At 34.1% G+C, this 14,773-nt stretch carries 13 protein-coding genes and 1 other annotated feature; all 13 genes read right to left on the minus strand.

Annotated elements, in window-relative coordinates:
- Positions 1 to 177: 177 nt before the first annotated feature.
- The gene (gene fusA, locus ABFX13_RS13980) at positions 178 to 2,244 is read right to left on the minus strand and encodes an elongation factor G (protein WP_147548013.1); all 2,067 of its coding nucleotides are present in this window, start codon (positions 2,242 to 2,244) and stop codon (positions 178 to 180) included.
- 52 nt (positions 2,245 to 2,296) lie between these two features.
- Positions 2,297 to 2,767: a 30S ribosomal protein S7 gene (gene rpsG / locus ABFX13_RS13985; protein ID WP_147548014.1), complete on the minus strand. Its 471-nt coding sequence runs from the start codon at positions 2,765 to 2,767 to the stop codon at positions 2,297 to 2,299.
- Positions 2,768 to 2,887: 120 nt separating this feature from the next.
- The gene (rpsL, locus tag ABFX13_RS13990; RefSeq protein ID WP_147548022.1) at positions 2,888 to 3,310 is read right to left on the minus strand and encodes a 30S ribosomal protein S12; all 423 of its coding nucleotides are present in this window, start codon (positions 3,308 to 3,310) and stop codon (positions 2,888 to 2,890) included.
- A 312-nt stretch (positions 3,311 to 3,622) separates the two neighbouring features.
- Complete coding sequence (gene rpoC / locus ABFX13_RS13995; protein ID WP_147548015.1) at positions 3,623 to 7,111, minus strand: DNA-directed RNA polymerase subunit beta'; 3,489 nt, start codon at positions 7,109 to 7,111, stop codon at positions 3,623 to 3,625.
- A 43-nt stretch (positions 7,112 to 7,154) separates the two neighbouring features.
- The gene (gene rpoB / locus ABFX13_RS14000; protein WP_147548016.1) at positions 7,155 to 10,856 is read right to left on the minus strand and encodes a DNA-directed RNA polymerase subunit beta; all 3,702 of its coding nucleotides are present in this window, start codon (positions 10,854 to 10,856) and stop codon (positions 7,155 to 7,157) included.
- Between the two features lie 265 nt (positions 10,857 to 11,121).
- Positions 11,122 to 11,484, minus strand: coding sequence for a 50S ribosomal protein L7/L12 (rplL, locus tag ABFX13_RS14005; protein ID WP_092921776.1), 363 nt, complete (start codon positions 11,482 to 11,484; stop codon positions 11,122 to 11,124).
- Positions 11,485 to 11,559: 75 nt separating this feature from the next.
- On the minus strand, positions 11,560 to 12,063 hold the full coding sequence (gene rplJ / locus ABFX13_RS14010) for a 50S ribosomal protein L10 (protein WP_147548017.1): 504 nt from the start codon (positions 12,061 to 12,063) through the stop codon (positions 11,560 to 11,562).
- Between the two features lie 36 nt (positions 12,064 to 12,099).
- Positions 12,100 to 12,228, minus strand: a sequence feature (ribosomal protein L10 leader region).
- A gap of 53 nt (positions 12,229 to 12,281) precedes the next feature.
- The gene (gene rplA, locus ABFX13_RS14015; RefSeq protein WP_346047067.1) at positions 12,282 to 12,980 is read right to left on the minus strand and encodes a 50S ribosomal protein L1; all 699 of its coding nucleotides are present in this window, start codon (positions 12,978 to 12,980) and stop codon (positions 12,282 to 12,284) included.
- Positions 12,981 to 13,056: 76 nt separating this feature from the next.
- Positions 13,057 to 13,482 (minus strand): 50S ribosomal protein L11, encoded by a 426-nt coding sequence (gene rplK / locus ABFX13_RS14020; protein ID WP_021121982.1) that lies wholly within the window; start codon positions 13,480 to 13,482, stop codon positions 13,057 to 13,059.
- Between the two features lie 29 nt (positions 13,483 to 13,511).
- Positions 13,512 to 14,057: a transcription termination/antitermination protein NusG gene (gene nusG, locus ABFX13_RS14025; protein WP_147548019.1), complete on the minus strand. Its 546-nt coding sequence runs from the start codon at positions 14,055 to 14,057 to the stop codon at positions 13,512 to 13,514.
- A 15-nt stretch (positions 14,058 to 14,072) separates the two neighbouring features.
- Entirely contained in the window at positions 14,073 to 14,294 is a 222-nt protein-coding gene (gene secE, locus ABFX13_RS14030; protein ID WP_147548020.1) for a preprotein translocase subunit SecE, read from the minus strand.
- A 24-nt stretch (positions 14,295 to 14,318) separates the two neighbouring features.
- A complete protein-coding gene (gene rpmG, locus ABFX13_RS14035) occupies positions 14,319 to 14,468 on the minus strand; it encodes a 50S ribosomal protein L33 (protein WP_021121979.1) in 150 nt (49 codons plus the stop codon).
- Between the two features lie 217 nt (positions 14,469 to 14,685).
- Positions 14,686 to 14,773: EF-Tu C-terminal domain-related protein (locus ABFX13_RS14040; RefSeq protein WP_487047216.1), on the minus strand; the 88-nt coding region annotated here is incomplete at its 5' end.

Consider the following 14,773-nt stretch of genomic DNA (forward strand, 5'->3'; position numbering starts at 1 on the left):
AATGTAGTTTTACCGTGGTCAACGTGACCTATTGTTCCTATATTAACGTGTGGCTTATTTCTTTCAAATTTAGCTTTAGCCATTTTGAATTCCTCCCTTTAATATTGGTTTATTTTGTGTAAGACGAGGAATTCCTCGTCTTATTTATTATATACAAAATTAATTAAAATTAATTAATTATTTACCTTCAGCTATTTTCTTAGCAACTGAAGCTGGAACTTGCTCATAGTGGTCGAATATCATAGTGTATGTTGCACGACCTTGAGTAGTTGATCTTAACTCTGTAGAGTATCCAAACATTTCAGAAAGTGGAACGAATGCATTTATAACTTGCGCACCAGATCTAGCTTCCATACCTTGGATTAATCCTCTCTTAGAGTTTAATCCACCCATAACGTCTCCCATGTATTCTTCTGGAGTAACAACTTCAACTTTGAAGTATGGCTCAAGTAATACAGCATTACCTTTCTTAAGAGCGTCCTTCATAGCCATTGATCCTGCCATCTTGAATGCCATTTCTGAAGAGTCAACCTCATGGTAAGAACCATCGTATAACTCAACAGCAACGTCAACAACTGGGTATCCAGCAACTATACCTGAAGCCATAGCTCCTTGTATACCTGCATCAGTTGGTCCAACGTACTCTTTTGGTACAGATCCACCAACAGTTTTGTTTTCAAACTTGTAACCAGCACCTGGCTCTTGAGGAGTAACTCTGATCTTAACGTGACCATATTGTCCTCTACCACCTGATTGCTTAGAGTACTTGTACTCAACGTCAACTGGTTGAGTTATAGTTTCTCTGTAAGCAACTTGTGGAGCACCAACGTTAGCTTCAACTTTGAATTCTCTTAATAATCTATCTACTATTATCTCTAAGTGTAATTCACCCATACCAGATATTATAGTTTGTCCTGTTTCTTCATCAGTCTTAACTCTGAAAGTTGGATCCTCTTCAGCTAATTTTTGAAGAGCTATACCCATTTTTTCTTGAGCAGCTTTTGATTTAGGCTCTATAGCAACAGATATAACTGGCTCTGGGAATTCCATAGATTCAAGTATTATTGGAGCAGCTGGGTCACATAAAGTATCTCCAGTAGTAGTATCTTTTAATCCTACTGCTGCAGCTATATCTCCAGCGTATACTTCTGTTATTTCTTCTCTTGTGTTAGCATGCATTTGTAGTATACGACCTATTCTCTCTCTCTTACCTTTTGTAGAGTTAAGAACATAAGATCCACCTTGCATTATTCCTGAGTAAACTCTGAAGAATGCTAACTTACCAACGAATGGGTCAGTCATTATTTTGAATGCTAAAGCTGAGAATGGCTCTTCATCAGATGAATGTCTTTCAGCTTCCTCTCCGTTTTCTAATATACCTTTTATAGCTGGTATATCAGTTGGAGCTGGTAAGTAGTCTATAACAGCATCTAGTAATAATTGAACACCTTTATTTCTGTAAGCAGATCCACAGAATACTGGGTTCATTTCACAAGCTATTGTAGCCTTTCTTATAGCAACTTTTAATTCTTCTATAGTTGGCTCTTCACCTTCAAGATATTTCATCATTAGATCTTCGTCAGTTTCAGCTACTGCTTCAACCATTTTTTCTCTCCACTCTTGAGCTAATTCTTTCATATCTTCAGGTATTTCAGTTATTTCTATTTCTTTTCCTAAGTCGTCTTTGTAGATATGAGCTTTCATTTCTAATAAGTCAACTTCACCTTCTAACCAATCTTCTTTACCTATTGGTAATTGCATTGGTACTGCATTTGCATTTAATCTTTCTTTCATCATTTCTACAACATTGTAGAAGTCTGCACCCATGATGTCCATTTTGTTTACAAATGCTATTCTAGGTACACCGTAGTTGTCAGCTTGTCTCCATACGTTCTCAGATTGAGGCTCAACCCCACCTTTAGCACAGAATACAGCAACAGATCCGTCAAGAACTCTTAGAGATCTTTCAACCTCAACTGTAAAGTCGACGTGTCCTGGTGTATCTATTATGTTTATTCTATGGTCTTTCCATGCAGCAGTAGTAGCAGCAGAAGTTATTGTTATACCTCTCTCCTTCTCTTGCTCCATCCAGTCCATTTGAGAAGCTCCTTCATGAGTTTCTCCTATTTTATGAGTTTGCCCTGTATAGAATAGGATTCTTTCTGTAGTAGTAGTTTTTCCAGCATCTATATGAGCCATGATTCCTATATTTCTAGTTCTTTCTAAAGGAAACTTTCTAGACATGATTCTCCTCCTTACGATATCCTTTTAATAGGATATCAAATATATCCTATTATTAGAATCTGTAGTGAGCAAATGCTTTATTAGCCTCTGCCATTTTATGAGTATCTTCTTTCTTCTTAACAGAAGCTCCTGTATTGTTAGCAGCATCCATTATTTCTTTAGCTAGTTTTTCAACCATACCTTTTTCACCACGAGCTCTAGTATAGTTTACTAACCATCTTAAACCTAAAGTTTGTCTTCTTTCAGGTCTAACTTCAACTGGAACTTGGTAGTTAGCTCCACCAACTCTTCTAGCTTTAACTTCTAAAACAGGCATTATGTTGTTCATAGCTGTTTCGAAAACTTCTAAAGCATTTTCTCCAGTTTTTTCAGCGATCATCTCGAAAGCATCATATACTATCTTTTGAGATTTTCCTTTTTTTCCATCTATCATTAAATTGTTTATTAACTTAGTTACTACCTTACTTCCGTATACTGGATCTGGTAAAACTTCTCTCTTTGGAACATTACCTTTTCTTGGCATTTTGCTTCCCTCCTTAATTATTTAATCTTAAATCATAGGTACTCGACATTCAATAAAATGCCGTGATGCCATAAATATATATATATTTAAAGCACCGAACTATAATTGATTTTTAATTGCTTATTTCTTTGCAGCTTTAGGTCTCTTAGCACCGTACTTAGATCTAGCTTGCATTCTCTTATCAACACCAGCTGTATCTAATGTACCTCTTAATATGTGGTATCTAACCCCTGGAAGGTCTTTAACTCTTCCTCCTCTTATAAGAACAACACTATGCTCTTGTAAGTTGTGTCCTTCTCCTGGTATATAAGCAGAAACTTCTATACCGTTAGTTAATCTAACTCTGGCAACTTTTCTTAAAGCTGAGTTAGGTTTCTTAGGAGTAAATGTTTTAACTGAAGTACAAACTCCTCTTTTTTGTGGAGCACTAGCATCAGTTGATTTCTTGTGTAAAGAATCGTATCCTTTTTGTAATGCTGGAGCAGTAGATTTTTTTTCTATCGCTTTTCTTTTCTTACGAACTAATTGGTTAATTGTTGGCATCATCTGCACCTCCTTCCAAAATTTTCGATCTTAAAAATGACCGCCAACTACATCAATATGCATACATATTGATATCATATGTAGCTTAAGCTACATCGCAATAAATGTCTATAACACACAATTGTGGTTTTAGCACTTTTAGTTTGGTGCATATTATTATGCTTTTTAAAGTAAAAATAAAGTATATTTTAAATATTACTAAGAGTTTTAAACCCTTAGTAATATTTGATATCTTTATTTTACATACCTTTACATTTTAGCATCAGAGATGCTTTATGTCAAGTTATGTTTAATTTATATAGTAAAGTAAAATTACTCTTCTATCTTTTCAACAGCTATATTTTTATATCTCTTCATTCCTGTACCTGCTGGTATTAACTTACCTATTATAACATTTTCTTTAAGACCTATTAAGTGATCTTCTTTTCCTTTTATAGCAGCTTCTGTTAATACTCTTGTAGTTTCTTGGAATGATGCAGCTGATAAGAATGATTCTGTTGCAAGAGATGCCTTAGTTATACCAAGTAACACTCTAGTAGCTGATGCAGGCTTTAATCCTTGAGCTACAGCTTCTTCATTAGTTTGATTGAATGTAAGAACATCTTCATATCCTCCTGGTAATAAATCTGTATCACCTGGATCTTCAACTTTAACTTTAGATAGCATTTGTCTAACAATTACTTCTATATGCTTATCGTTGATGTCAACCCCTTGCATTCTATAAACTCTTTGAACCTCTTTAACAACATAATCTTGAACACCTTCAATACCTTTAACTCTTACTATATCATGAGGATTTATAGATCCTTGAGTTAAAGCCTCTCCAGCTTCAACAAATTGTCCATTCTTAACTCTTAATCTTGAACCATAAGGTATAGCATATACTTGTGATTCACCTTGTTCTGGAATTACAGTAACTTCTTTTCTCTTACCAGTCTCATCTATTTCTATTCTACCTGATATTTCAGTTATAGTAGCAAGACCTTTTGGTTTTCTAGCTTCAAATAATTCCTCAACCCTTGGAAGACCTTGTGTTATATCTCCTCCGGCAACCCCACCTGTATGGAAAGTACGCATTGTAAGCTGTGTACCTGGTTCACCGATTGATTGAGCAGCTATTATACCAACAGCTTCTCCGATATTTACTTCTTTACCAGTAGCTAAGTTTCTACCGTAACACTTAGAACATACTCCATGGTTAGTCTTACAGTTAAGAACTGTTCTTATTTTAACTATCTCGATTCCAGCTTCTATAATTTTTTCAGCTTGATCTTCTTGTATCATTGCATCAGCTTCAACTATTACTTCACCAGTAGTAGGATGTACTATAGCTTCTAAAGTATATCTTCCTACTATTCTATCGTATAGTTCTTCTATAACTTCATTTCCATCTTTTATTGCAAAGATTTCTGTATCTTCTGTAGTTCCACAGTCTATATCTCTAACTATAACATCTTGACTGACATCAACAAGTCTTCTTGTTAAGTATCCTGAGTCAGCTGTACGTAGAGCTGTATCGGCAAGACCCTTTCTAGCCCCGTGTGAAGATGTGAAGTATTCAAGTACTGATAAACCTTCACGGAAGTTAGATTTAACTGGGATTTCAACTGTTTGCCCAGATGCATTGGCCATCAGACCACGCATACCTGCTAACTGTCTTATCTGGTTCTTAGAACCTCTGGCTCCAGAGTGAGCCATTATGAATATATTATTTAATCTGTCTAGATTAGCCATAAGAGCATCTGTAACTTTTTCAGTAGTTTCTGTCCAAGTTTCTATTACTCTTTCATATCTTTCTTCATCAGATATAAGACCTCTTCTAAACGCCTTTTCATACTTATCAACTTTAGCTTCAGCCTCAGCTAAGTAACCTTTCTTAGCTTCTGGTATTTTCATATCTGCAACGGCAACAGTTATACCACCTCTTGTAGAGTATTTAAATCCTAAAGATTTTATATGGTCTAACATTTGAGCTGTTACTGTATTTCCATGCTTTCTGAAGCATTTATCTATTATCTTACCTAAAGACTTTTTATCAGCTAAGAAGTCTACTTCAAGTGCAAATTTATCTTTTTCTCTGTCAACAAATCCTAAGTCTTGAGGAATATTTTCATTGAATATAAATCTACCAACAGTAGCTTCAACTAATTTAGTTCCAACACCTTCAATAGTTCTTCTTACTTTAACTAATGAATGTAATGTAACTGCTTTATTGTCATAAGCAAGCATCATTTCATTGTAGTCTTTAAAGATCATTCCAGTACCTTTAGCACCTTCTTGAGCTTCTATAGTTAGGTAATAACATCCTAAAACCATATCCTGAGAAGGAGTAGTTATAGGTGAACCATCTTTAGGAGCAAGTATGTTATTTATAGATAACATTAAGAATCTTGCTTCAGCTTGAGCTTCAACAGATAATGGTACGTGTACCGCCATTTGGTCACCGTCGAAGTCAGCGTTGTATGCTGTACATACTAGAGGGTGTAGCTTTATAGCTTTACCTTCAACTAAAACTGGTTCAAATGCTTGTATACCTAGTCTATGTAGAGTCGGAGCACGGTTAAGCATTACTGGATGCCCTTTTATAACATCTTCTAATACATCCCATACTTCTGGTTTAACTTTCTCTACTATAGATTTTGCACTCTTTATGTTGTGTGCATATCCTTCTTTAACTAATCTATCCATAACAAATGGTTTGAATAATTCAAGAGCCATTTTCTTTGGAAGACCACATTGATAGAATTTAAGTTCTGGTCCAACAACTATAACTGAACGTCCTGAGTAGTCAACACGCTTACCAAGTAAGTTTTGACGGAAACGTCCTTGCTTACCTTTAAGCATATCTGATAATGATTTTAATGGTCTATTACCAGGTCCAGTTACTGGTCTACCTCTTCTACCATTGTCGATTAAAGCATCTACAGCCTCTTGAAGCATTCTTTTTTCGTTTCTTACTATTATATCAGGAGCTCCAAGCTCTAATAATCTCTTTAATCTGTTATTTCTATTTATAACTCTTCTGTATAAGTCATTTAAGTCAGATGTAGCAAATCTTCCTCCATCTAATTGAACCATTGGTCTTAAATCAGGTGGTATAACTGGAATTGCATCTAATATCATCCATTCTGGCTTATTTCCAGATTTCTTAAATGCTTCTACAACTTCTAATCTTCTTATAGTTCTAACTCTTTTTTGACCTGTACTGTCTTTTAAGTCAGCTCTTAATTCTTTACTTTGTTGCTCTAAGTCTATATTTTGTAAAAGTTTCTTAACAGCTTCAGCACCCATACCTACTTCAAAAGTATTGTATCCATACTTTTCTACAGCAGTTCTGTATTCTTTTTCTGTTAATAATTGTTTTTCGTTTAATCCAGTTTCTCCTGGATTAGTTACTACATAAGATGCAAAATATAGTATTTTTTCTAATGATCTAGGAGACATATCAAGTAAAAGTCCCATTCTACTTGGTATACCTTTGAAGTACCAGATATGAGACATAGGAGCTGCTAGCTCTATATGTCCCATTCTTTCTCTTCTTACCTTTGCCTTAGTTACTTCTACTCCACATCTATCACAAACAACACCTTTGTATCTTACTCTTCTGTACTTACCACAGTGACACTCCCAGTCCTTTTGAGGTCCAAATATTCTTTCACAGAAAAGACCATCTTTCTCTGGCTTAAGTGTACGGTAGTTTATTGTTTCTGGCTTTTTTACTTCTCCTCTAGACCATTGTCTTATTTTTTCTGGAGAAGCCAATGCTATTTTTATTGACTCGAAATTGTTTAGTTCAAACAAGGAGTTCTCTCCCTTCTATTTGAGATTTACTTAAAATAAGAAACTATATATCAAAGTCTTCATCTTCATAGTTTAATTCTTCATAAACTACGTCTTCTTCAAAATCTAATTCTTCTATATCTTCTTCATTTGATTCAAAGTCATCTATTTCTTCTACTATGCTATTTTCTTCAAGTTCATTTATGTTTTCCATAACATCTAATTCGAACTCTTTAGCATCTTCGTCGATGTCTATTGATTCTCTAACTTCTATTTCTTGATCTTCTTCTGTTAATACTTTTACATCTAAGCATAAACTTTGAAGTTCTTTTATTAGAACCTTAAATGATTCTGGTATACCTGGTTCAGGTATATTCTCACCTTTAACTATAGCTTCGTAAGTTCTAACACGTCCTACAACGTCGTCAGACTTAACAGTAAGTATTTCTTGAAGTATGTGTGCAGCACCGTATGCTTCTAGTGCCCAAACCTCCATCTCTCCGAATCTCTGACCACCAAATTGTGCTTTACCACCAAGAGGTTGTTGAGTTACTAAAGAGTATGGCCCTGTACTTCTTGCATGTAACTTATCATCAACTAAGTGATGTAGTTTTAACATGTACATGTATCCTACTGTAATTCTATTGTCAAATACTTCTCCAGTTCTACCATCATATAAAGTTAATTTACCATCTTCTGGGTATCCTGCTTTAACTAAAGCTTCTCTGATGTTTTCTTCTTTCGCTCCATCAAATACAGATGTTGCAACATGCCATCCTAGAGTTTTAGCTGCAAGTCCTAAGTGAACTTCAAGAACCTGTCCGATGTTCATACGTGATGGTATACCTTGTGGGTTAAGTACTATATCAAGTGGTTGTCCGTTTTCCATGAATGGCATATCTTCTTCTGGTAATACTCTTGATATAACCCCTTTGTTACCATGACGTCCGGCCATTTTATCTCCGACTCTTATCTTTCTCTTCTTAGCTATATAACATCTAACTAATTCGTTAACTCCTGGAGATAAATCATCACCATTTTCTCTAGTAAATACTTTTACGTCAACTATTATACCAGATTCTCCATGAGGAACTTTTAATGAAGTATCTCTAACTTCTCTAGCTTTTTCTCCGAATATTGCACGAAGTAATCTTTCTTCTGCTGTAAGTTCAGTTTCTCCCTTAGGAGTTACTTTACCTACTAATATGTCTCCAGAATCAACTTCAGCACCTATTCTGATTATACCTCTTTCGTCTAAGTTCTTAGTAGCACTTTCTCCAACATTAGGTATATCTCTAGTTATTTCCTCTGGTCCTAGTTTAGTATCTCTTGCTTCACATTCATATTCTTCTATATGAATTGTAGATAATCTATCTTCTTTAACAAGTCTTTCGTTTATTAATATAGCATCCTCGTAGTTATATCCTTCCCATGTCATGAATGCGATAAAGCAGTTTCTTCCTAATGCTACTTCTCCCATTTCAGTAGATGGTCCATCAGCTATAACATCTCCAGCTTCAATCTTATCACCTTTATTTATTATAGGTGTTTGATTTATACAAGTACCTTGGTTAGAACGCTTAAACTTAAGAAGCTTGTATCTATCTTTGTTTCCATCTTCTCTTTTTATTATTATTTCATCTGCAGTTACTCTTTCAGCTATACCAGAATTTTTAGCTACTACAACTACTCCAGAGTCTTTAGCTGCTCTATATTCAACACCTGTACCTATGATAGGTGCTTCTCTTCTTACTAGTGGCACTGCTTGACGTTGCATGTTTGATCCCATAAGCGCACGGTTGGCGTCATCATTCTCTAAGAATGGTATCATAGCTGTTGCTATAGATACAACTTGCTTAGGAGATATATCCATGTAATCAACTTTGTCAGTTGGAACTAATTCCATTGCACCATTTACAGTTCTACATACAACTCTGTTGTTTACGAATGCATCATTCTCATCTAAAGGCTCGTTAGCTTGAGCTCTTATAAATAAGTCTTCTTCGTCAGCAGTTAAGTAATGTATTTCATCTGTAACTCTCTTGTTTTCTTTGTCAACTTTTCTATAAGGAGACTCTATAAATCCAAATTCATTTATCTTAGCATAAGTTCCTAAAGAGTTTATAAGACCGATGTTTGGTCCCTCTGGAGTCTCTATCGGACACATTCTTCCGTAGTGAGAATGGTGAACGTCACGAACTTCGAATCCAGCTCTTTCTCTTGAAAGACCTCCTGGTCCAAGTGCTGATAATCTTCTTTTGTGAGTTAACTCTGATAGTGGGTTTGTTTGATCCATGAATTGTGATAACTGTGAACTACCAAAGAACTCTTTTATAGCAGCTGACACAGGTCTTATGTTTACTAATGCTTGTGGAGTTATAGCTTCCATGTCTTGAACAGTCATTCTTTCTTTTATAACTCTTTCCATTCTTGAAAGACCTATTCTAACTTGGTTTTGTAATAATTCACCAACTGATCTTATTCTTCTGTTTCCTAAATGATCGATATCATCTATACTACCTATTCCATAGAATATATTGAATTGGTAGCTTATTGAAGCTATTATGTCATCTAGTAATATGTGCTTTGGTATAAGCTCTTTCATTCTTGATTTTATAGCTTCTTTTATTTCTTCTTCATCACTATACTCATCTAAAATTTCTTTTAATGTTGGATAGTGAACTTTTTCTTTTATCTTTAAGTCATCTATATCAAAGCTTATATGTGATTTTATATCTACAAAGTTATTTCCTATAACTTTAACAACTTTTTCATCTTCAGTTAATAACTCAACAACATTTATTCCTGAGTTTTGTATAGCTATTGCTACATCTAAAGATATCTTTTCTTCAGCTTTAACAAAAACTTCTCCAGTTTCTGGATTTATAATATCATTAGCTGATATTTTATTCATTATTCTGTAGCATAATGCAAGTTTTTTATTAAACTTGTATCTACCAACTTTAGCTAAGTCATATCTCTTAGCATCAAAGAATAATGCATTTAATAATGATGATGCACTTTCAACTGTTGGTGGTTCACCTGGTCTTAATTTTTTGTATATTTCTATAAGACCTTCTTCAACTGTTTTAGTGTTATCTTTTTCTAATGTAGCCATTAGTCTTTCATCTTCGCCTAATAACTCTATTATTTCTGCATCTGAACCTATTCCAAATGCTCTTAATAAGACTGTCACAGGTTGCTTTCTAGTTCTATCAACCCTTACAGATATTACATCATTAGAATCTGTTTCATATTCTAACCATGCACCTCTGTTAGGTATAACAGTAGATGATATAAGCCTTTTACCTGACTTATCCATTTCTTGAGCATAGTAAACACCAGGAGATCTAACTAACTGACTTACTATAACTCTTTCTGCTCCATTTATTATGAAAGTTCCCTTTTCTGTCATTAAAGGGAAATCACCCATAAATACTTCTTGCTCTTTTATTTCACCTGTTTCTTTATTTATAAGTCTTACTTTAACTTTTAGAGGTGCACAATATGTAGCATCTCTTTCTTTACATTCTTCTATGTCATACTTTGGTTTCTCATCTAAAGAATAATCAACAAATTCTAATATAAGATTACCTGTATAATCTTCTATAGGTGAAATGTCTTCAAACACTTCTTTTAAACCTTCTTTTAAAAACCACTCATAGGAATCACATTGTATTTCTATAAGATTTGGTACATCAGCTATCTCTTTTATTTTTGAGTAGCTCATTCTAGTTCTCTTACCTATCGTGACAGGATGTGGCATTCACTTTTCACCTCTCAATAATTAAAAATAAAACCATAGTTTATTCTAACGCATCTAATAATTTTAACATAATTGAAAGCTTATTTCAATATATAACTTTTATGTATATGTATAATATTATGTTTTTTTGTTCGACACAAAATATGCATTATTTATTATGTTCAAAAATTAAGTCTCTAATTCTTATTTTCCTAAAATATACAGTTATTTTTTGTAATTTAGGAAAAAAAAAAGATGTCCAAAGGACATCTTCTTTAAAAGAAAACTACTTAACTTCTACTGAAGCTCCTGCAGCTTCTAATTTTTCTTTCATTTGGTCAGCTTCTTCTTTAGAAACTCCTTCTTTTAATGTCTTAGGAGCGTTGTCAACTAATTCTTTAGCTTCTTTTAATCCTAATCCAGTTATTTCTCTAACTGCTTTTATAACTCCAACTTTTGAAGAACCAGCGTTTGCTAATACTACATCAAACTCAGTTTTTTCTTCAGCAGCTCCACCAGCAACTGCACCAGCCATCATAACTGGAGCTGAAGCAGATACTCCGAATTTCTCTTCTGCAGCTTTAACTAATTCATTTAATTCTAAAACTTTCATATTTTCTATAGCTTCTAATATTTGTTCTATTGTCATTGTTAGCACCTCCGAATTATATTCTTTTCAATTAATAATTGTTAATTAATCTTTTTTCTTACGTTTAAGCTATTATTAAGCTTCTTGTCCTTCTTGTTTTTTGATCATTGCATCTAATAAGTATGCGAAGTTTGACATTGGAGCTTTTAAGCTTCCAAGTAATTTTGCAAGAAGTACTTCTCTTGATGGTATGTTAGCGAATGCAACGATATCTTCTTTACCGTAGAATTCTCCTTCAACAACACCCATTTTTAAATCCATATTAGGATGAGAATCCATGAACTCTTTTATTATTCTAGCTGGAGCAACTGGATCTTCGTATCCGAATGCTATCGCATTTGTTCCTACTAATAATTCATCGTTGAATTGTTCTATACCAACTTCTTTAGCTGCTTTTCTAACTAAAGTGTTTTTGTATACTTTGTATTCAACACCAGCTTCTCTCATTTTCTTTCTTAATTCAGTTACTTCTTCAACTGTTAATCCTTTGTAATCAACAACTATAGCAGAAGAAGAGTTTTGTAACTTCTCAACTATTTCAGCAACCACTTGTGATTTTACTTCTATAGCTTTTCTCATCTAGTCAGCACCTCCTTCATCCGATAGGTTCATCTGCCGTAAATATCAAAAGCTTTTGCAATCCTTATAGACATACAAAAGCTTTAGTATCAAAATTTATCTAAAACCTCGGTAGGATATTAAGCTTAAAGCCCCTACTGTCTACGGCAAATCTATTCTTTTTTATTTATTAACGAATATTATTTTAACATCGTTATTTACACATGTCAAGCTTTTTATTATTCAGCTATTTTAGCAGGGTTAACTTTAACTCCTGGTCCCATAGTTGAAGTAACAGCTACGCTCTTTAAGTATTGTCCTTTAGCAGCAGCTGGCTTAGCTTTAACTATTGCATCCATTAATGCAGCAAAGTTTTCAGCTAACTTCTCTCCACCGAAAGATACTTTTCCAACTGGAACGTGTATTATGTTAGTTTTGTCTAATCTATATTCAACTTTACCAGCTTTTATTTCTTCTATAGCCTTAGCTACGTCGAAAGTAACTGTTCCTGATTTAGGGTTTGGCATTAAACCTTTAGGTCCTAATACTCTACCTAATCTACCAACTACACCCATCATATCTGGAGTAGCAACAACTACATCAAATTCAAACCAGTTTTCACCTTGTATTTTTTGTACTAATTCTTCAGCACCTACAAAGTCAGCACCAGCATTTGTAGCTTCTTCAGCTTTTGCACCTTTAGCAAAAACTAAAACTCTCTTAGTTTTACCAGTTCCGTGTGGTAATACAACCGCACCTCTTACTTGTTGGTCAGCGTGTCTTGAGTCAACACCTAATTTTATATGAGCTTCTACAGTCTCATCAAACTTAGCACTAGCAACTTCTGCAACTAAAGCTAAAGCTTCTGAAGCATCATATAATCTAGTTCTATCTATTTTATTTAAAGCTTCTACGTACTTTTTACCTTTTTTAGCCATTTTCATGTCCTCCTTGTGGTTATATTGGTTTTTTACCTCCCACTTTTTCAAGCGAAGATAACTAATTTAATATTAATTAGTCTTCAACAACGATACCCATACTTCTAGCAGTACCAGCTATCATTCTCATAGCAGATTCTACAGAAGCAGCGTTTAAGTCAGGCATTTTTAACTCAGCTATTTCTCTTATCTTAGCTGAAGATAAAGTTGCAACCTTCTTCTTGTTTGGTTCTCCTGAAGCAGTATCTAATCCAGCAGCTTTCTTTAATAATACTGCAGCTGGAGGAGTTTTTGTTATGAAGCTGAAAGATCTATCTTGATATACAGTTATAACAACTGGTATTATCATTCCAGCTTGATCTGCAGTCTTAGCATTGAATTCCTTAGTGAATCCCATTATATTAACCCCGTGTTGTCCTAATGCTGGCCCAACTGGTGGAGCTGGTGTAGCTTTACCTGCAGGTATTTGTAATTTTATTTGACCTATAACTTTTTTAGCCATTGAGCGCACCTCCTCAGATTATTTATTCTCTAGTTATATTTTTCTATGCCTTTGTAGTCTATTGCAAATAGAGTTTTTTTACCAAAAGCATCTATACACACTTTTACTTCTTTTGTTTCCAGGTCTATTTCTTCTATAGTTCCTATTTGCCCTTCAAAAGGACCATTAGCAACTTTTATTACTTCGCCAATTTCAAAATTTATGTCTCCGCTTACTAATTTAGGAACAGCTGTATCTATGCCCATAGCTATTACTTCTTCTTCACTTAAAGGAACTGGCTTAGAACCTGGTCCTACAAACCCAGTAACCCCTTTAGTATTTCTTACAACATACCAAGATTCATCAGTAATAACCATTTTCACTAGCACGTACCCTGGAAATACCTTACGTTGTCTAGTTTTTTCTTTCCCAGTTTTTGTAGTTTCAACTACATCTTCAGTAGGGACAACTACTTGAGTTATGCAATCTTCCATACCTCTTGTTTTAACAGCTTTTTCAATTGTTGCTTTAACTTTATTTTCATGACCTGAATACGTATGTACTACATACCATCTAGCCTCTTGTAATTCCGACATTCTGATTCTTCCTTTCTATTTTAGTATTAGATTTAGTGCACCAGATAATACACTATCTAAAGCCCATACTAAGATAGTAGCCGAAACAACAACAGTTAAAACAACTCCTGTGTTTTTTAAAAGCTCTTTCTTTGTTGGCCACGTAACTCTTTTTAATTCTTGCTTAGTTTCTTTAACATATCTAAAAAAACTAAACTTCTTTTTAGTTCTTGGACTTTCATTTAATTGGGCAGCCATTCCACACTCACATCCTTAATAAAACTATTTTGTTTCTTTATGAGCAGTATGCTTCTTGCAGAATCTACAGTATTTTTGTAGTTCTATTCTATCTGGGTTATTCTTTTTGTTTTTAGTAGTGTTGTAGTTTCTTTGCTTACACTCTGTACATGCTAAAGTTACTTTAACTCTCATCTGCTACACCTCCAACTCGTAAATACAATATATATATTGTTAACTTTATTGCCTACTCTGTATAATAGGTTCAATATCTCATTTTTGAATCATCACCTCATATAAATTATCACAAATTAGTAGGCATGTCAATGTTTTTGTTGATTTCAAGTTAAAAAAAGAGGAGGTTATCCCCCTCTCTTTTTTAGTTTTAAAATTTATATTAGGAATAAGAGAATTACTCTATTATAGAAGCAACAACACCTGATGCTACTGTTCTTCCACCTTCTCTTATTGCGAATCTTAATCCTTCTTCTATTGCTATT

Origin of the sequence: Paraclostridium tenue (genome assembly GCF_039521565.1) — a bacterium.
Classification (GTDB): Bacteria; Bacillota; Clostridia; order Peptostreptococcales; family Peptostreptococcaceae; genus Paraclostridium; species Paraclostridium tenue.